The following is a 19849-nucleotide window of genomic DNA, read 5'->3' on the forward strand; positions in this document are numbered from 1 at the left end:
TATATATTATGAAGACTATAAAAATAATTTTGAGTGCATTATTAATATCTGCTTTTGTATTTAATTGCTCTAGCGATGATGATAATGGAGGAATGGCACCTACAGAACCAGATTTCTCTGGAACTTATGAACAAGAAGATCAAATGGGAAGGCCAGCAATTAATACGGTATTAGTAAGTGCTGATAGTAAAGACCTATTTAATGTAACACCACCTTCACAACAGAGTGCTGCATTTCAATCCATGTTTCAGACAAATTTAGAAGGGTTAAGTCCTGCATTTTCTAATCCAGGAGATATGAATGCTTTAATGCAAACATCTTCAGATTTTACGGAATTATTAGCTACAGATGTACTTAACCTTACTTTAGATGGAACGACAACATTTTATGATGGAACTAATGTTTTAACTGGACGTACTTTAGAAGATGATGTAATAACCGTTGAACTATTATTAATTTTTGGTGGAGAAGACTTTACCGAAAATCCTGGATTGTCAAACGATAATGTTGACGCAAACGATAAGCCTTTTTCTGCCTCATTCCCTTACTTGGCATCGCCTTGGTAAGAGAGTTATTAGCATTAGAGTGTGTATGACATACTCTAATGTTTTTATGACATCTACCAAAACCTACAAAAAATAATAACTAAAACAACAAAAAATGAAATCTAGATATTATATCCTACTATTTACTTTATCGCTAGTGTTTTTTAGCTGTAGTAAGACACCAAGTGTTATTACAAAGACAAGCGATTACAATACTTATCTTGAATTAGTCGAGAATGAGACGCTGCAATCTATAAAAGGAGATTATGTTTTTTGGGAAGAAAAGCTAGAAAAAGAACCAAGTCAGTATCCTTATTTAGTTAAACTTGCAGCGTCACAATCTCAGTTATTTAGCACTACTGGAAATATTTCCTTTTTGATTAGTGCTGAGAAAAACTTAATTCGGGCAAACGATAAAATTGATTATTCTAATTGTGGTTATTTAAGAGCTTTAGCACGAAATTATATTTCACAGCATAGATTTAAAGAATCTTTATCACTATTACAAAAAGCAGAAGCGATTGGAGATAACCTAAAAGACACACAAAAAATGTTATTCGATGTGCATTTAGAGTTAGGCCATATAGAAGAAGCTGAAATCTACTTATCATTGATTAAAGATTTAACCGATTTTGATTTCTTAATTCGTTTAGCCAAATGGAGTGATCATCAAGGCGAATTAGACGCGACATTAAAATATATGGAAAAAGCAATGAAAATTGCTGAGTCATCAAAACGTAAAAACCTAATGGAGTGGTCTTATACTAATATAGCTGACTATTATGGACATGATGGTCAGATAAAAAAATCTTATGAATATTACTTAAAAGCTCTGAAATTAAACCCAGGTAACGCTTATGCAAAAAAAGGTTTAGCATGGATAATCTATTCTTATGAAAGAAATCCTAAAGAAGCGCTTCGAATTTTAGATTCTATTTCTAAACAACATCAAGCTCCAGATTATTATTTGTTTAAAGCGGAAATAGCTGAATATATGAAAGATTATAAGGCTAAAAACATGTATATTAAACGTTATGTAGAACTTGTAAAGAACAAAAATTATGGTATGATGTATATGGCTTATAATGCTAAGTTATTTGCCGAAGATTTAAATAAAACAGATGAAGCTTTAAATTTCGCACAACTAGAAATTAAAAACAGACCAACAGCTGAATCTTATGGTTTGTTAGCTTGGACATATTATAACAAAGGAGAGGTAGAAAAAGCATTGCAAGTTGCAGAAAAACATGTTATCAATCATACTTACGAGCCAGAAGCGTTATTTCATTTGGCTAAAATTTATAAAGCAAATGGAAAAACAGACGAGGCTTTATTACTAAAAAAAGAATTGTTAAAAAGTGGTTTTGAACTTGGGCCAATACTTGAAAATGAGGTAATAAATATTTAGTTTAGCGTTTCAAAAAAATAAAAATCTAATGGTCAGAAATGTAATTGTATTAATTTTATTATTTAGCTCTTTTTCTATAATGTTTGGACAAACAATTAAAGGAAAGATTACGAGTAAGTATAACCAACCTTTAGAAGATGTATATGTGTTTAATATAAATTCAAACACACATGCACATACCTTATCAAATGGAACATTTATTTTGCTAAATAATACAATTGGTGATACCATAAGCATTGCTCTTCTAGGTTTTAAGAAGCAAAATTTTATTGTAGAAGAAAAACATATAAACCACGACTTAGAACTGGTCTTAGAAAGTAAAACTCTAATGTTAGATGAGCTTGTACTTACAGAACAATTAGACGCAGTACATACCATAACTAAAATAGACTTAACAACAACACCAGTGAATTCTTCTCAAGAAATATTGAGAAAAATCCCTGGACTAATTATTGGTCAACATGCAGGAGGAGGTAAGGCAGAGCAACTTTTTTTAAGAGGCTTTGATATCGATCATGGAACAGATATTTCTATTCAGGTAGATGGTATGCCTGTTAATATGGTTTCTCATGCTCATGGTCAAGGTTATAGTGATTTACACTTTGTAATTCCTGAAACAATTAATAAAATAGATTTTGGAAAAGGACCATATTATGGGAATGTAGGTGATTTTAACACAGCAGGTTATGTTAATTTTTCAAGTAAAGATTATTTAAAAGAAAGCCTGATTAAAGTTTCAGCTGGACAATTTAATTCCTTAAAAACTTTAGCCATGTTTAATTTGTTAAAAGACATTAAAAATCAAAATGCATATATAGCTGCAGAGTATATTGCTTCAGACGGCCCTTTTGAGTCTCCTCAAAATTTTAATCGATTAAACCTTTTTGGAAAATACGTCATGTATTCCCCAGAAAACAATAAACTTTCTTTAACAGCTTCGCATTTTACAAGTCGTTGGGATGCATCAGGACAGATACCACAAAGAGAAGTCGATAACGGAAACATTTCACGTTTTGGAGCAATCGATGATACAGAAGGAGGACAGACAGAACGCACAAATCTAAATGTTGTTTTTAATAAGTTTATTTCAGATAATACAAAGTTTAAAACCAATGCTTTTTATTCGCATTACGCCTTTGAATTATATTCTAATTTCACCTTCTTTTTGGAAGACCCAATACATGGAGATCAAATTAAACAAAAGGAAAACAGACATATTTTTGGTTTAAATACAGAGATTACAAAAGATTTATTATTAGGAGCTGTGCCTGTACAATTAAACTATGGTGTTGGTTTACGATACGATATATCTAAGGATGTGGAATTGTCTAAAACATTAAATAAAACAACCATCATCGAAAACGTACAGTTAGGAGATATCAATCAAACTAATGTAGATGCCTTTGTTGCTGCAGATTTTGAATTAGGAAAATTTACGATCAGTCCATCTTTACGCTTAGATTATTTTAAGTTTCTATACAATAACCAATTACAACCAGATTTAAATACGCAATCAGAAACTAAAACTATTGTTAGCCCTAAACTTAATTTCTTTTACAACGCTAAAGACAATTTACAATTATTTTTAAAATCTGGTATTGGTTTTCATTCAAACGATACTAGAGTAGTGGTCGCACAAAACGGAAAAGAAATTTTACCACGTGCTTATGGTCTAGATTTAGGAACTATTTGGAAACCTTTTCCTGAGTTGATAGTGAACTCTGCGTTATGGTATTTGTTTTCTGAACAGGAATTTGTTTATGTTGGTGATGCTGGAATTGTTGAACCTAGTGGGAAAAGCGAACGCTACGGATTAGATTTAGGATTGCGTTACCAATTAAATGATTGGTTGTATTTTGATACAGATGCGACACTTACTCATGCTAGAAGTGTTGATGATCCAGATGGTCAAAATTATATTCCTTTAGCTCCAGACTTTACAATGGCTGGAGGGTTGTCTGTGAATGATTTAAAAGGGTTCTCGGGAGGTATTAGATATCGTTTTTTAGATGATAGACCAGCAAATGAGGATAATTCTATAGTTGCTGAAGGTTATTTTGTAACTGACTTTAATGTAAATTATACCTTTCAAAATATAACCCTTGGTGTGGTTGTAGAAAATATTTTTGATGTCGAATGGAATGAAACCCAATTTGCAACAGAATCTAGATTGCAACATGAAATCCAATCTGTAGAAGAAATTCACTTTACACCAGGAACACCATTTTTTATTAAGGGAAGTGTAAGCTATAGCTTCTAACAAAAGTTCGTATTTGTATAATATTCAAAAAAGACAATAAAAACTAGCAAATAACATTATTGCTATTTTAATCAAAAAAATGTAGGACGTTTTTAATTGAGTTTTTTGTTGGTTTGAAAGCACTATGTTTAGAAATAAGCTGGTGCTTTTTTATGATATAATATTTTGTTCTTTTATCGAAAAACCGCTGACTTTACTTTCTTTGATGCTTTTCGCCATTCTTTCAGAAATAAAAAAGTAACTATGAATGTATGGAAAGAAAAATAAATCATAAGTTTCCCTTTGAAAAGCTTCAGTAAGTACTAATTGTTTTACTCTTATATGCTTAAATGATAAAGCACTTAGTTTTTTAAAATAGTCTTCCTCTGAAGTGATATCAATTTCTGATTGTTCAATAAAAGCAAAATTTGTAATTATAAATTTAGATTTTTTAAAATCTACACCAATCAAATCACTTTTAACTGGATGTAGCCAAAAATAGTTAAGAATCTCTGATTTATGCTTCATTAAAGCATTATAGATTTTGTGATTTGGGAGATGAAAAGAATTAAAAATTTTTCGCACTTGCTCATTAAATAAAAACCCTCGAGCACTCAAGTTACTAGGAGAAATAACATCTGTTAATTTACCTTTATCATCTATTTCAAAAGTTAAATCAGGAATCACTTTAGGAAAGGTATCATTTTCTAAGTTGGTCATTGAATCTTCTTGATCAAACCATTTAAAAGTATAACCTCTTGGTACACCACGAGTTTGTGGATATGTTCCAATTTCTTTTGTTGTCGAACAATTCTTAATCTGTAAATAGGGCATAGTCAACATTACTTAAAAACTAAAGGTAATAAAAAGGAATTTGAACTCAATTCTAACCCATCATAAATTTAAGGAGTCGTAGCGACTGCTCCTAGAGTATAAAGTTGTTCAAGTGTAGGAGATTCGCTTCCTCCGTCAGGCTCTAGAGTTATACCAAAAGCTTCAGAAGCATTAGTGTTTGCTATAGTAAATAGTTTATTTTCGTCTGTAGTAAAGTTTTCAATAACACCAAGACTAGTAGGTGTAAGTGGATTAAGTGTTAAAGACCAGACTTGATATACTTTACCTTTTGGAGGATCTGGTAATCCTTGAACATCTAAAACAATGTTATTGCCCTTTACGTCCCAATAAACTTTGGCATAAGCTTCAGGAGATATTGCTTGTCCATCTAATGGAACTGTTATGATGTCTTTATCCCGCAAAACAGAGATAAGTGCTTTAGCTTCAGTCAGGCTGTTTCTGCTATTCTCTATTTGGGTTTCAAGGAGTTCTTTATCTGTATCAGCTATACGGAGTTGCTCTTTAAGCTGAATGTTTTGATTTGCAAACCATAAGAGTCCTGCAGCAAATACTATTGAAGCTGCCCAACTCACATAAGTAAACCAATGTTTTTTTGTTTGGTTTAACGGTCTTACATTGTTGTTAGTTGAGATTTGACTGAGTATATTATTAAACAAAGATTGACTGTCAATTGGAGCTGTAGCAGCTGTAAGCTTTACAATTGTTGCTTCAATTTTTAGGGCTTCTTCAAGTAATTCAGGATGCTTAACTGTAAGGTTATAGACTTCCTGACTTTCTTTTTCAGAAAGCGCTCCAGCAACATAAAGTTCCAAAGTTCCAGATTCTATATACGCTTTTATATTCATATTAAGCATCAAGCATTTGACGTAGCTCGTTTATGCAATTTCTATTTCTTGTTTTTATTGTTCCTATTGGCATTTCTAAGGTTTCAGAAGCTTCTTTTTGTGTGTATCCTTTAAAATAGAGTAACTCAATAACCTCAATACATTTTTTTGTGAGCATAGACACAAACTTTTTTATACCAATAGCATCGGTTTGCTTATCTAAACTTTCATTGTCTTGTATGATATCTACGAAAAAATCGGAGTTGAGGTTTTTCTTCGAGTTCTTGTAATTTTTAGATCGTGTTTTATCAATGGCAGCATTACGTGCAATGTTTAAAATCCAAGTAAAGAATCGTCCTTTTTCAGCAGAATAGCTATCAGATTTATGCCAAGCTTTAATAAAGACATCTTGCATAACTTCTTGTGATATGTCATGATCTCTAACAATATTATATATAATACCATGCATACTTTTACTATACATATTATATAGAGTTTCGAAGGCCTTTTCGTCCTTGTTTTGAAATTTAATTACGAGTTGGTCTAATGACATGTAGTGGTTTAAGGGTTTAAAGAGTAATTAAACAGAGAAACAAAAAAGCTACTTTAACGTAGCTTTTTAATGGTTTTTAGTGATACTCTATTCTATAATACCACCACAGCTTACTCGTCCGCCAGCAGCTCCAGTTGGTTGTGTTGTAAAGTCGTCTGTTCCAGCATGGACAATAATAGCTTTGCCTAAGATATCTTTGTTAGTGTCACCACAACCAATACACCATTCATCAGTAGAGAAATTAACTACAGCATAGCCTTTTTCATCAGCGGTTAAGTTTCCAATATCACCTTTGTGATATCCAGCAGCATCTCCCCATTTGCCATGTGGTTGAGCTGTAGGATTCCAATGTCCACCTGTTGAGGTTCCATCTTCTGCCGAACAATCTGCTTTTTCATGAATATGTATAGCATGTACTCCAGGCTCTAAACCTTCAATCATAGCAACCATTTTTATTTCGCCATCTTCTTCAGTGAAGACAACATTTCCTTTTACGCTACTACCACTTTTAGGTTCTAATTTCATTTTCACTTTCTTAGCAGTCATTGCCGTTGTCGTACCTTCTTCTTTTTTAACTTCTTTTTTACAGCCTACAACAAAAATTAGGCATAATGTTAATATAAAAATAGAGCTTCTTTTCATGATTAAATATGAGTTTATAAATTAAAACAGAAAGTTAATGATTATTTATGGAACTGCATAAGGACAACATGATATATATCATGTTTTTTTATGATGAAGCTCTTTAATTTTGAACCACAACTATTGTCAATGACAAATTAAAACCAGAAATGATGAAAAAAATTATTGTACCTATAGACTTCTCTGAACATTCAGAATATGCATTGGAAACTGCTGCAGTATTTGCACGGAAACATAATGCCGAAATATTAGCACTGCATATGCTAGAACTTTCTAATGCATTAATATCTAGTGCAGAAAATACCCAACAAGCAGAAACAGTGTTCTATTTAAAACTTGCAGAACAAAAATTTCAAGATTTTTTAGAGAAAGAATATCTAAATGACTTAAAAGTTACACCAATTGTGAAACATTTTAAAGTGTTTAGTGAAGTTAATGAAGTAGCAAAAGAGCATGAAGCCGACTTGATTATAATGGGTTCTCATGGCGTCAGTGGTTTAAAAGAAGTTCTTGTAGGATCTAATACTGAAAAAGTAGTTAGACATTCAAATATTCCTGTTTTAGTTGTAAAACATAATCCTATTTTAATGGATTTCGAAAATGTTGTTTTTGCTTGTGATTTTTCAGAAGACGCGATTAAACCTTATTTAAATGCTGGTAAAATGTTTGAAGTTTTAGGCGCTAAAATGCATTTAGTTTATGTGAACTTACCAGATAACCGCTTTAGAAGTTCTACAGAAATTGAAAAACGAGTGGCTGACTTTTTAAAAGCTGCAGATGGTAATATAGATAATATGAAAAATGTTACTTATGTTAATGACTATACCATTGAGCAAGGTGTCTTAAATGTATCGAATATTCTAGGAGCAGATTTAATTGCTGTTGCAACACACGGAAGAAAAGGTTTGGCACATTTTTTTGAAGGCAGCATTTCTGAAGATATAGCTAACCATTCCACATTACCTGTCATGACATTTAAAATATAACACATCCATTTTATAGTTAGTATTTATTAAATGTGTTTAAAAGTCAGGCTTTTGCTTGACTTTTTTTAGCGACTAATTTTAATTAAGACAATTTTATCCTAAATATGATAAATATCATATTTTTTGACATGAGTAGGGCCTATTTTTGAGGTATAAATAAATTCAATATAAATGAAAACAACACTAAAATTAATGATGGTATTATTTGTAACACTACTAATAAGTTGTGGAGGCAAAGAAGAGAAGAAAAAAGAAGGTTTTTCTTATCAAAAAAAGACAACTACTGAAAAACCAACTACTCCAAAATCAGAAGAAGTCCCTGCATCAAAGAAAATAGATTTAGCGAATAAAGGTGTAGGACCAATTAAGTCTGTCACACTTTCAGCTGATATTGATGAAGACATGGCAGCACATGGAGCCGAAGTCTATAAAAAAATGTGTACTGCATGCCATAGAGCCGATAAAAAGTTTATTGGACCTGCACCAACAGGAATTATGGAAAGACGATCTCCAGAGTGGATTATGAATATGATTTTAGATCCTGAAGGTATGGTCAAAAACGACCCATTAGCTAAAGAGTTATTAATAGAATTTAATGGTTCTCCAATGGCAAATCAAAACCTTTCAGAAGAAGATGCTAGAGCTGTATTAGAATATTTCAGAACCCTTAAATAATTAACCATGAAACTCATCAATAAACTAATTTTTGTTTTTGCATGTGTCGCTTTTGTAAGTGCTTGTAAAGATAAAAGTACAGAGGCTTCAACCATGTCTTCAAAAGTACAAACAGAAGCTACTACACAAAAAACAGGTCAGGCTTTCATTGAAGATGATAAGAGTAGCACTGTTTTAAGTATCGCCATTGGCTCTAAAGATCACACAACTTTAGTTGCAGCAGTACAAGCAGCGTCATTAGAAAATGCATTAGTAAACGCTGGACCATTAATGGTTTTTGCACCAACGAATGAAGCATTTGCTGCTTTACCAGAAGGCACTGTTGAAAATTTATTAAAACCAGAAAATAAAGACGCTTTGGCTAATATTTTAAAGTATCATGTAACGCCAGGAAATTATTCGAAAGATTTTTTAAAGAAATTTAAAAAATTAGGACAAGCTAATAATGGCTATGTCAAAGTAGAGGTGGTAGATAATGAACCATTAATTGGAGGCGCAAAAATATTAGCAAGCATTAATGCTGGAAATGGTATTGTACATGTTATCGATAAAGTATTACTACCCTCAGAAGAATAATTTAAACACTAATAAATCTTATAAATAATGAAAAATATTATAAAATCAACCCTTACAATTTTAAGTGTACTAGTTGCATTTACAAGTTGTAATAATGGGAGTAAATCAAGCTCAAAATCTGGAGCGTTATCAAGTAATGTTGCAGAAAAAGTATATGTAGCTCCAGGTGAGCATGACGAGTTTTATGCCTTCATTTCTGGAGGATATAGTGGTAACTTAACCGTTTATGGTTTGCCATCTGGAAGAATGTTTAAGGAAATCCCTGTGTTCTCTCAGTTTCCAACTTCTGGTTATGGATATTCAGAAGAGACAAAACCCATGTTAAATACTTCACATGGTTTCATTCCTTGGGGAGATTCTCATCACCCAGATATTTCACAAACGAAAGGAGAGATTGATGGGCGTTTTATTTTTATCAATGAAAACAATACCCCAAGAATTGCTAAAATAGATCTTAAGACTTTCGAAACTACAGAAATTATTGAGGTTCCAAATAGTGCAGGTAACCACAGTTCTTCTTTTGTCACCGAAAATACAGAGTATGTTGTTGCTGGAACACGTTTTTCAGTTCCAATTCCACAACGTGATATGCCAATTAAAGATTATAAAGGAAACTTTCAAGGCGCTTTATCTTTTATTAGTGTTGCACCAGAGACAGGAAATATGGATATCAAATTCCAAGTCCTTATGCCAGGATTTAATTACGATTTATCTCATCCTGGACGAGGGAAATCTCACGGCTGGTTTTTCTTTACAACATACAATACAGAAGAAGCTAGCACACTTTTAGAGGTTAATGCCTCTCAAAATGATAAAGATTTTATCGCAGCTGTAAACTGGAAAAAGATTGAAGAATATGTAAATAATGGAGGAGGTAAAATGATGCCAGCAGATTATGCCCATAATGTATATGATGAACATACACACACCGCTACTTCTACAATGAAAAAAGAAGTTCGAGTAGTCAATCCAATAGATGTTCCTGGAGCTGTATTTTTCTTGCCAACTCCTAAGTCACCTCATGGTTGTGATGTCGATCCTTCAGGAGAGTACATTGTTGGTAATGGTAAGCTTTCGGCAAATTTAACTGTGCATTCGTTTACTAAAATGCTAGAGGCTATTGAAAATAAAAAGTTTGATGGCGAAGCTTATGGCATTCCAATTTTAAAATTCGAAGATGTTTTAGCAGGTTCTGTTGAGCAACCTGGATTAGGACCTTTGCATACTGAGTTTGATGATCAAGGAAATGCTTATACTACGTTCTTTATCTCTTCTGAAGTGGTAAAATGGAAACTAGGAACTTGGGAAGTTATTGACAGAAAACCTACATATTACTCTGTTGGTCACTTAACAATTCCTGGAGGAAATTCTAGAAAACCACAAGGCAAATATATGTTTGCTATGAATAAAATCACTAAAGATAGATACTTGCCAACAGGTCCAGAATTAGAGCATAGCGCACAATTGTATGACATCTCTGGAGATAAAATGGAATTGCTTTTAGATTTTCCTACTCATGGAGAACCGCATTATGCAGCTGCAATGGAAGCGAGTTTAATCAAAGAACGCTCTCAAAAAATTTACAACTTAGAAGAAAACAAACATCCTTATGCTGCTTTTTCTGATGAGGAAGTTAAAGTCGTAAGAGAAGGAAATGAAGTGCATATTTATATGACGACTATACGAAGTCACTTCTCACCAGATAATATTGAAGGTATTAAACTAGGAGACAAAGTTTATTTTCATGTTACAAATTTAGAACAAGATTTTGATGTGCCTCATGGATTTGCAGTACTTGGTCAAAATACTTCAGAGTTATTAATTATGCCAGGACAAACAAAAACATCTGTTTGGGAACCAACTAAAGTAGGTGTGTGGCCATTCTATTGTACAGATTTCTGCTCAGCGTTGCATCAAGAAATGCAAGGATATATAAGAGTCTCTCCTGCTAATAGCAGCACACCATTAAAATGGTCTCTTGGAGAAGATATTGAATAAATAATTTTAAGAATTAGAGAGATTTTGTTTTAGTGTTTATTTCTCTAATTAAGGCGAGAGTTGTTTGTTTCGCTCTCGCCTTTCTTTTTAAAACATTAAAACGTCAAGAAATTATAAGTGCTTTAACTATCTAATTTAATAAGACTTAAAAGATGAAAAAGTCAAACCTCATTATGCTCATTGCAGCGATTTTACCTTTAGGATTATTTTTATTTCCTCTTTGGAAAATTACGTTGGAAGCTCCACAATATCCTACACCTTTAGGGATGTATATTCATATTAATGATTTTTCTGATGATCATCCACATGACATCAAAAACATTAACCTAATGAACCATTATGTAGGGATGAAATATATTCCAGAAGCAATACCAGAGTTTAAAATATTTCCTGCAGGTATTATTATAACTACTGTTTTGGGCCTAATCATTGCCTTTGTAGGAAATCATAAATGGTTTTTAGCGTGGTTTGTACTCATGGTGGTTTTAAGTAGTGCTGGATTATATGATTTTTATATTTGGGAACACGATTATGGCCATAATTTAGATCCGAAAGCGATTATGAAGTTTACCAATCCTGATGGAACTCAAATGGGTTTTCAGCCTCCTTTATTTGGTACAAAAGATATTTTGAATTTTAGAGCACATTCTTATCCTCGATTAGGCGCATTATTTTTAGCTCTAGGTATTATTGGAGGATTTGTCGCTTATTTCATAGGAAAGAAAAACCTTAATAAACATTGATGATGTAGTTAATAAAAATCACTAAAATTATGCAAACACTAAAATACTATTCAATGATTACATTATTACTTTTATTTTTTAGTTGTAATGTATCACCAAAACCTATAAACTACGGAACAGACGGTTGTCACTTTTGTAAAATGACCATCGTAGATAAAGTCCATGCTGCAGAGATTGTCACCAAAAAAGGAAAAATTTATAAGTTTGATGCAACAGAATGTATGATTCATTTTATAGAAGACTTTGACACCTCTCAAATAGAATTCTACTTGTCAAATAACTATACAGAGCCAGAAAAACTTATTGATGCAACAAAAGCTACATTTTTAATTAGTAAGAATATTCCAAGTCCAATGGGAGCGTTTTTATCGGCCTTTAAAAATAAAGAAGATGCAGAAAAGTTTCAAGAAGAAAAAGGTGGAGAACTATACACATGGTCTGCCTTACTAGCAAAATTTAAAGACTAGTTTTATGAAACATAGTTTTATTTTTATAGTAGTTGTCTTACTGACTAATCTTGCTATTGCTCAAGCCATAGAGGTTTGTATAACATGTCCTATTTCAACATTAAAAGAAGCCATTACTCAAGCTAATGATTTTGACACCATTATTGTTAAAAAAGGGACTTATAAAGAGCATTCAGTATTAGTGGATAAACCGCTAACTATTTTAGGTGAAAATTATCCAGTAATTGATGGCGAATTAAAAGGTGAAATAATTACAATTAAATCTGATAATGTTACAGTAGATGGTTTATTTATTATAAACGTTGGTACGAGCTACACTGAAGATTATGCTGCAATTCGAGTTAAAAACAGTAAAAATTTCTTGATTCAGAATTTAGTGTTAGAAAAGCTTTTTTTCGGAATTTATATAGAGAAATCTAGAGATGGAAAAGTGTTTCATAATAAAATAATTGGAGATGCTATTGAAGAATATAACTCAGGAAATGGGATACAATTGTGGTATAGTAAGCATGTCGAAATAGAACACAATTTTATTCAACATGTTCGCGATGGAATCTATCTAGAATTTTCTGATGATTGTCTGATAAAGAATAATGTAAGCGAATTAAATGTACGTTATGGTTTGCATTTTATGTTTTCTAATGACGATACTTACCAAGATAATACGTTTGAAAATAATGGAGCAGGAGTAGCAGTTATGTTTTCAAAACGCATAAAGATGTACAATAATATTTTTAAAGAAAATTGGGGAACAGCATCTTATGGTATGTTGCTTAAAGAAATTAATGATGCAGAAATTATTGGTAATACCTTTGAAGATAACACCATTGGTATTAATATAGAAGGCTCAAACCGAATTATATATAAACACAATAATTTTAAAAATAATGGTTGGGCAATTAAAGTAAAAGGGGCTTGTTATGCCAATAGCTTTTTAGAAAATAATTTTTTATACAACTCTTTCGATATCGCGTATAATAGTAATGTAAACGACAATATTTTTAATAAAAATTATTGGAGCAATTACACAGGATATGATTTAGATAAAAATGGTATTGGAGATGTGCCTTACAGACCAGTTAAATTGTTCTCATATATTGTAAACCGCACACCAGAAACCATCATTCTATTACGTAGTATGTTTATTGATATTATCGATTTTTCTGAAAAAGTCTCACCAGTTTTTACACCAGATAATTTATTAGATAATAATCCGCGAATTAAAAAAATAACATGGTAACCATTCAAAATTTACATAAAAAATTTGGCAAGAATCAAGTGCTAAGTGGCGTTGATTTATCAATAAATGAAGGCGGCGTTTTTGCAATACTAGGACCAAATGGATCTGGTAAAACCACTTTAATTAAATCTATTTTGGGAATGGTTATTCCTGACAAAGGAAATATTACTGTCATTGATAAAAACATTAAAAAAAATCACGAGTACAGATATAAAATTGATTATCTACCACAAATAGCAAACTTCCCGAGTAACTTAAAAGTAAAAGAATTAATCAAAATGATTAAAGATTTACGTAAGCCAACAACCAAAGACCAACACTTAATTGAGTTATTTAAATTAAAACCATTTTTAGATAAAAAGCTAGGAAACCTTTCTGGAGGAACCAAACAAAAAGTAAATATCGTTTTAACCTTTATGTTTAATAGTCCTTTAATAATATTAGATGAGCCAACTACAGGATTAGATCCCATTTCTTTAATTCGATTAAAAGATTTAATTCATCAAGAAAAAGCCAATGGAAAAACCATCCTAATCACATCTCATATTATGAGTTTTGTTGAAGAAATCTCTGATGAAATTGTATTTATCTTAGAAGGAGAAATCTACTTTAAAGGAACGATTTCTAAATTAAAAACCAAGACACAACAGCCAGATTTTGAACATGCTATTGCGTCTATATTAACAGATAATCATGCTTAAAATATTAAAGTATAGTTTTTATGATTTAATGCGTAGCCGTTGGAGTTACGTTTATTTCGCATTCTATTTATTACTTGGTATAGTGTTACTGTTTTTAAATAACGATTTATCAAAGGCAGTCATTACTTTAATGAATGTTATTATTGTATTAGTTCCTTTAATAGGAACCATTTTTGGCGTGATGTATTATTATAATTCCAAAGAATTTACAGAACTATTATTGGCACAACCTTTAAAACGATCTTCTATATTTTTAGGACAATATTTAGGAGTCGCCATATCATTATCAATGAGCTTAGTATTGGGTTTAGGAATTCCTTTTGTTTTTTATGGTTTGTTTGAAAGTAGTGCCATTTGGGATTTTTCTTTATTACTTATTACAGGAACCTTTTTAACTTTAATTTTTACAGCTTTAGCCTTTAATATTGCTTTATCTAACGAGAACAAGATTAAAGGATTTGGTTATGCTATATTGCTTTGGTTGTTTTTTGCAGTGATTTATGATGGATTGTTTTTAATGACTTTAATTCTCTTTGAAGACTATCCTTTAGATAAGTTGTCACTAATTGGGACTATGATTAATCCAATTGATTTGTCACGAACGCTAATACTTTTAAAGTTAGATATTTCTGCGTTATTAGGTTATACAGGCGCAGTATTTAAGCAGTTTTTTGGAACCAGTTTCGGATTTATAATCTCTTTTATAATGCTGACGGTTTGGGTGATTCTTCCTGTTTTGAGAATCGTATTCAAATCAAAGAAAAAAGACTTTTAAACTGTAGTTATTTACTGATAATAATCATGTTCTATTCGTATGATTTTTATTAATTTCGCTTTATGATATCAGCAATAGCTCATAAAATAACAGCTTTTATTCTTGTCTTTATATTATTCGCTCATAATATAAATACGCTTGTTATTATTGGTGATTTTATTGTGAACCAAGACTTTATCGCTAAAACTTTATGTATTCAAAAGGAAAATCAGAAAGGATGTAATGGTAAATGTCAATTAAGAAAAGAATTAACAGAAAACACTTCCGATTCAAATCCAGAAAGTCCATTACAAGAAAGTAAACGTGTGGCTTTAGATGTGTTCTGTTTATCAGATATCAATACGATTGAAACAGGGCAGATTCAAGTGTTGCCACCTAAAGAAAAATCGCTTATCAATACTCCAAGAATTCTCAAAATGTATCTAGACATAGATACACCTCCACCAAATTTTAGAGCATCATTTTTATAATATAAAATCGTAATGATTTTTACTTTTTTCTGGCTTATTTATATAAGCGAGCAGGAGGGTTTTAGATTTATTTCAAAATAAAATAAATAACAAATTCAAAAAAATGAAACTAAAATATATATTACCAATCCTTTTTCTGGCGTTAATATCAACAGCATGCTCAGAAGATAATGATGATGGAGGCCAAGAAGTAAATGAGGTAGAAGGCCTTTTAAAAATTCAAGAAATTTCAAACGATACACATACCATCGAGTTATTCAATGAAGCTGGAATGTTTAAAACAGGTTATAATGCAATAAGTATAAGAATTAAAGACCTTGCTACAGATAGCTTTGTTGAAAATGCGTCAATCTCATGGATGCCTATGATGCAAATGCCTACTATGGAACATTCTTGCCCAAATTCTAATATTGTAAAAGCTTTAGGAAAATCTACTGTATATGAAGGCTATATTGTGTACCAAATGACTAATACTGATGGTTCTGGATGGTCTTTAACTTTAAATTACACCATTGATGACATAGACTATTTTGCAACAGAGAGCATAACTGTTATACGAAATGAAGATCAAAATGTAACAAGCTTTATGGCTAGCGATGATCATAATTATGTATTGGCGTTAGTCGAACCTAAAAACCCTATTATTGGAATTAACGATTTAAAAGTTGGTCTCTTTAAAATGGAAAATATGATGTCTTTTCCAGAAGTTGAAGACCATACCATTATGTTAGACCCTCGTATGCCTGGAATGGGTAACCATACATCACCTAATAATACGGATTTAAGTTATAATATAGCAGATAATATGTATCATGGCGATTTATCATTAACCATGACAGGTTATTGGGTGCTTAACCTAAAATTAATGAATGCAGCAGATGAGCTACTAAAAGGGGAAGACGTTACAGAAGATAACATACAAAGCTCCCTTTATTTAGAATTAGAATTCTAAACACTGAAACATTTAATACAACAGATGCTTGTCATATTTACAAGTGTCTGTTATAAACTTTTAAAAAATGAAAAAGCTCATCATTTGTTGCTTTAGCTTATTTTTTTGTGGATTAGTGTTTGGTCAAGATGAAGAAGATATCGTTAAAAAAGATACTATAATTTTAGATGAAATTACAGTCGTAGGTCGACGAAAATTAACTAATTATCGTCAAGAAAAAACCTTATCTAGTCTAGACGATTTTTTAGAAAAAGCTAATAAAATCACCATGATAAAACGTGGTAATTATGCTTGGGAACCATCACTGAATAACATGAATAGTGAACGACTTAACGTGACTATTGATGGTATGCAAATCTTTGGAGCTTGTACAGATAAAATGGATCCTATTACATCTTATGTCGATGTCTCTAATTTAGAAAAAGTACAAGTTGGTTCTGGTCAAGAAGGTACTGAAAATGGTCATTGTGTTGGCGGAGGAATTAATTTGCAACTTCCAGCATCTAAATTCTTTGAATCAGGATTAAAAACTAGTGTAGATCTTGGTTACGAAACCAATAGCAATTATAAGACTGCTGGTTTAGATCTGGAATATTCTGGAAAAAACTTCTATATAAATGCAGATGGTATTTTTAGAAAGGCTGATAATTATGATGCTGGTAGAAATAACGAGATTTTATACTCACAATTTGAAAAGTATAATGTTTCTCTTCAAACAGGCTATAAATTATCTGAGAAGCATTCGCTTGATGCCAATGTTATTTATGATAAAGCCACAGATGTTGGTTATCCAGCATTACCAATGGATGTTTCTTTAGCCGAAGCAATAATCACTTCTGTGACTCATAATTTTAGTAGTGATTCTACTATTATTAATACCTTAGAATCTAAACTATATTTTAATACCATTACTCATATAATGGATGATTCTAAACGTCCTATTGTGGCCATTAGAATGGATATGCCTGGATGGAGTGATACTTATGGTTTTTATAGTAAGGCTACTATCCTTAAAGAAAAACATAACTTATCATTAAACCTTAACGGATTTTATAATCGCTCACTAGCTGAAATGACCATGTATCCAAATGATTCTAGCCAGCCAGCAATGTTTATGTATACTTGGCCAGATATTAGAACATTGTATAGTGGAATTTACGCTAAAGATGTTTATAATATTAACGATAATGCAACTTTTTCGGCTTCTATACGATTGGGTTTCCATCAAAATAGAATTGCTGAAGAGGTCGGTTTAGAGAGTCTTCAAATATTTTATCCAGAGCTGTCTGATTCTAAAAATCGATTTTTAAAGAGTTTTTCTGGAGACTATTCTTTCAAGAAAAAAGACTATGATTTTTCTTTTGGTTTGGGTTATGGAGAAAGAGCACCTTCTGTTAGTGAAGGTTATGGGTTTTTCTTATTCAACAGTTTTGACAATTTTGATTACATAGGAAATCCAACATTAAAGAACGAAAAAGCGGTTGAAGCCAACGTAAAAGCTAATTATCACATGAATAAATTCCACTTAGGAATAGAGTCTTCTTATTTTCATATTAAGGATTATATTATTGGAAATATAGACCAAAACTTAAGTTCGATGACCATTAATGCTGATGGTGTAAAGGTATATGAAGCCTTATCTTATGCAACTATTTTTGATGTGTATTTAAATGCTTCATATGCGTTTTCTGAGCGTGTTTCTTTTAACGGAACCATTGGCTATAATTACGGAAAAGGAAGTAATGACGAAAACCTACCGTTAATTAAACCCTTTTCTTACTTCGCAGAACTAAACTATCATAAGAAACGCTTTAATGCTGCAATGCAACTTGAAGGTCATGGAAATCAAAGTCGATATAATAGTTTTTATGGAGAAGATGAAACACCTTCGTACGCTATTTTAAACTTGAATTTAGGAAATGAGTTTTATATAAAACAAAACCAACTCATTATAAAATATGGTGTAGAGAATATATTAGATACAAAGTATTCTAGTTATGCAGATTGGAATAATATTCCTAGACAAGGGCGCAATTTTTATATCAATATCTCTGCTATAATATGGTAAGGAAAGATTTAATTTAACCGAACTGACATTTGTCATTGTTTATCATTGCTTTTGATCGTAAATTAGTAATGTACTTGAGGAGGTACAATGAATGCAGGAGATTTAATTCGTAAATTATCTAATAGTTGATGGCTCTATAATTACGAGTGTATTGCGATTTAAACAAAAAATAATTACTGAAATTAAAGTCTCCAAAAAGAAACAGGAAGTTGAAAAGCTTCCTGTTTTTATTTAAATTTAAGCGTGTAGTATAAGTATAGGTTTATTTATTTTAGAGACTTTAATTCTTGTATTTGATTTAGAAAATAAATGCTCTAAAAAGCCTTCTTTTTGAATGAATAATACCATAAAGTCAATAGCATGAGTTTGTAAATAACTAGAGACAGCAAAATCTATTGGCACATCATTTACAACATGATACTTGCAATCAATTATAGATAAATTTGATTTGTCATTTAATAGATTTTCCTGGTTTTCAGAGTTAGGATTTACTCTTAAGACATGAAGATGTAGCTGATAGGTTTCTATAAATTCTAGCAAGTCTGTATAAACATTTCCTTTAATAGTATCATCAGGATCTAATGGCAATAAGATCTCTTGTATAGGTTTAAACGTGTATCCTTCAGGAACAATAATGGTTTTGCAGTTTACTTTTCGTATCACATTTACTGTATTACTACCAAGAAGGACTTCTTTTGCACCTGTAGCACCATTTGTTCCCATAACAATGTAATCAATAGCTTTATTTTTGGAAGCTTGCTTTACCGCATCAATAAATGTATCAAAATCTATAATGCTATCGAAAGTATGCTTACTATTATTAAACTCTTCTTTTAAATCATCAATAAGCTTGTTCAATTTTTCTTTAGGCTCTTTTGTAATAGATTCATAAATACTTTCTTTTGGTGAACGCATTAAATCATCTGAAGTAAACGAACCTATTTTGTGCACATACATAATGTGAAAAGTGCATGTTTCCGAAGCAAAAAAATGCATGGCGTATTGGATTGCATTTAGCGCGTTTTTAGAAAAATCGGTGAGTAATAGTATGTTTTTCATAAGATCTAATTTAATACTTAAAGATATTACTTAAACCTGTTAATACGTATGATTTAAATCAGTTTTTAATAAT

At 31.5% G+C, this 19849-nt stretch carries 20 protein-coding genes; 15 read left to right on the plus strand and 5 right to left on the minus strand.

The window, feature by feature from the left end; all coding sequences use genetic code 11:
- Positions 1-8 precede the first annotated feature (8 nt).
- From ACFS5M_RS09880 to ACFS5M_RS09890, 3 genes are all read left to right on the plus strand, one after another.
- A complete protein-coding gene (locus tag ACFS5M_RS09880) occupies positions 9-566 on the plus strand; it encodes a DUF4331 family protein (RefSeq protein ID WP_183489665.1) in 558 nt (185 codons plus the stop codon).
- Between the two features lie 94 nt (positions 567-660).
- Positions 661-1953 (plus strand): tetratricopeptide repeat protein, encoded by a 1293-nt coding sequence (locus ACFS5M_RS09885; protein WP_183489668.1) that lies wholly within the window; start codon positions 661-663, stop codon positions 1951-1953.
- A gap of 28 nt (positions 1954-1981) precedes the next feature.
- Entirely contained in the window at positions 1982-4213 is a 2232-nt protein-coding gene (locus ACFS5M_RS09890) for a TonB-dependent receptor (protein ID WP_183489669.1), read from the plus strand.
- Positions 4214-4363: 150 nt separating this feature from the next.
- On the opposite strand, the gene ACFS5M_RS09895 is transcribed toward ACFS5M_RS09890, so the two are convergent.
- The 4 genes from ACFS5M_RS09895 to ACFS5M_RS09910 form a co-directional block, all read right to left on the minus strand.
- Entirely contained in the window at positions 4364-5026 is a 663-nt protein-coding gene (locus ACFS5M_RS09895; RefSeq protein WP_183489671.1) for a hypothetical protein, read from the minus strand.
- 68 nt (positions 5027-5094) lie between these two features.
- A complete protein-coding gene (locus ACFS5M_RS09900) occupies positions 5095-5892 on the minus strand; it encodes an anti-sigma factor (protein WP_183489673.1) in 798 nt (265 codons plus the stop codon).
- Between the two features lies 1 nt (position 5893).
- A complete protein-coding gene (locus ACFS5M_RS09905) occupies positions 5894-6424 on the minus strand; it encodes an RNA polymerase sigma factor (protein ID WP_183489675.1) in 531 nt (176 codons plus the stop codon).
- 87 nt (positions 6425-6511) lie between these two features.
- Positions 6512-7066: a superoxide dismutase family protein gene (locus ACFS5M_RS09910; protein ID WP_183489677.1), complete on the minus strand. Its 555-nt coding sequence runs from the start codon at positions 7064-7066 to the stop codon at positions 6512-6514.
- A gap of 152 nt (positions 7067-7218) precedes the next feature.
- On the opposite strand from ACFS5M_RS09910, the gene ACFS5M_RS09915 reads away from it, so the two are divergent.
- The 12 genes from ACFS5M_RS09915 (at position 7219) to ACFS5M_RS09970 (ending at position 18717) form a co-directional block, all read left to right on the plus strand.
- On the plus strand, positions 7219-8052 hold the full coding sequence (locus ACFS5M_RS09915; RefSeq protein ID WP_183489679.1) for a universal stress protein: 834 nt from the start codon (positions 7219-7221) through the stop codon (positions 8050-8052).
- Positions 8053-8223: 171 nt separating this feature from the next.
- The gene (locus ACFS5M_RS09920) at positions 8224-8727 is read left to right on the plus strand and encodes a c-type cytochrome (RefSeq protein WP_183489680.1); all 504 of its coding nucleotides are present in this window, start codon (positions 8224-8226) and stop codon (positions 8725-8727) included.
- A 6-nt stretch (positions 8728-8733) separates the two neighbouring features.
- Complete coding sequence (locus ACFS5M_RS09925; RefSeq protein WP_183489682.1) at positions 8734-9303, plus strand: fasciclin domain-containing protein; 570 nt, start codon at positions 8734-8736, stop codon at positions 9301-9303.
- 27 nt (positions 9304-9330) lie between these two features.
- On the plus strand, positions 9331-11301 hold the full coding sequence (gene nosZ / locus ACFS5M_RS09930) for a Sec-dependent nitrous-oxide reductase (protein WP_183489684.1): 1971 nt from the start codon (positions 9331-9333) through the stop codon (positions 11299-11301).
- Between the two features lie 152 nt (positions 11302-11453).
- Entirely contained in the window at positions 11454-12044 is a 591-nt protein-coding gene (locus ACFS5M_RS09935) for a hypothetical protein (RefSeq protein ID WP_183489687.1), read from the plus strand.
- Positions 12045-12097: 53 nt separating this feature from the next.
- A complete protein-coding gene (locus ACFS5M_RS09940; protein WP_379898717.1) occupies positions 12098-12511 on the plus strand; it encodes a nitrous oxide reductase accessory protein NosL in 414 nt (137 codons plus the stop codon).
- Positions 12512-12515: 4 nt separating this feature from the next.
- The gene (locus ACFS5M_RS09945) at positions 12516-13751 is read left to right on the plus strand and encodes a nitrous oxide reductase family maturation protein NosD (protein WP_183489693.1); all 1236 of its coding nucleotides are present in this window, start codon (positions 12516-12518) and stop codon (positions 13749-13751) included.
- Complete coding sequence (locus tag ACFS5M_RS09950) at positions 13745-14452, plus strand: ABC transporter ATP-binding protein (protein ID WP_183489695.1); 708 nt, start codon at positions 13745-13747, stop codon at positions 14450-14452. Before ACFS5M_RS09945 ends, ACFS5M_RS09950 begins: the two co-directional genes overlap by 7 nt.
- Positions 14445-15227 carry an ABC transporter permease gene (locus ACFS5M_RS09955; protein WP_183489697.1) on the plus strand — a complete coding sequence of 261 codons (783 nt, stop codon included), beginning with the start codon at positions 14445-14447 and terminating at the stop codon, positions 15225-15227. Before ACFS5M_RS09950 ends, ACFS5M_RS09955 begins: the two co-directional genes overlap by 8 nt.
- A 62-nt stretch (positions 15228-15289) precedes the next feature.
- Positions 15290-15697, plus strand: a complete 408-nt coding sequence (locus ACFS5M_RS09960) for a hypothetical protein (RefSeq protein WP_183489700.1) — start codon at positions 15290-15292, stop codon at positions 15695-15697.
- Positions 15698-15800: 103 nt separating this feature from the next.
- Positions 15801-16649, plus strand: a complete 849-nt coding sequence (locus ACFS5M_RS09965) for a hypothetical protein (protein ID WP_183489703.1) — start codon at positions 15801-15803, stop codon at positions 16647-16649.
- Positions 16650-16716: 67 nt separating this feature from the next.
- Positions 16717-18717, plus strand: a complete 2001-nt coding sequence (locus ACFS5M_RS09970) for a TonB-dependent receptor plug domain-containing protein (RefSeq protein ID WP_183489706.1) — start codon at positions 16717-16719, stop codon at positions 18715-18717.
- Between the two features lie 237 nt (positions 18718-18954).
- Here the strand turns inward: ACFS5M_RS09970 and ACFS5M_RS09975 are convergent, their stop codons facing one another.
- A complete protein-coding gene (locus tag ACFS5M_RS09975) occupies positions 18955-19776 on the minus strand; it encodes a universal stress protein (protein WP_183489709.1) in 822 nt (273 codons plus the stop codon).
- Between the last annotated feature and the right edge of the window lie 73 nt (positions 19777-19849).

Source organism: Lacinutrix iliipiscaria (assembly GCF_042686125.1).
Taxonomy (GTDB): domain Bacteria; phylum Bacteroidota; class Bacteroidia; order Flavobacteriales; family Flavobacteriaceae; genus Oceanihabitans; species Oceanihabitans iliipiscarium.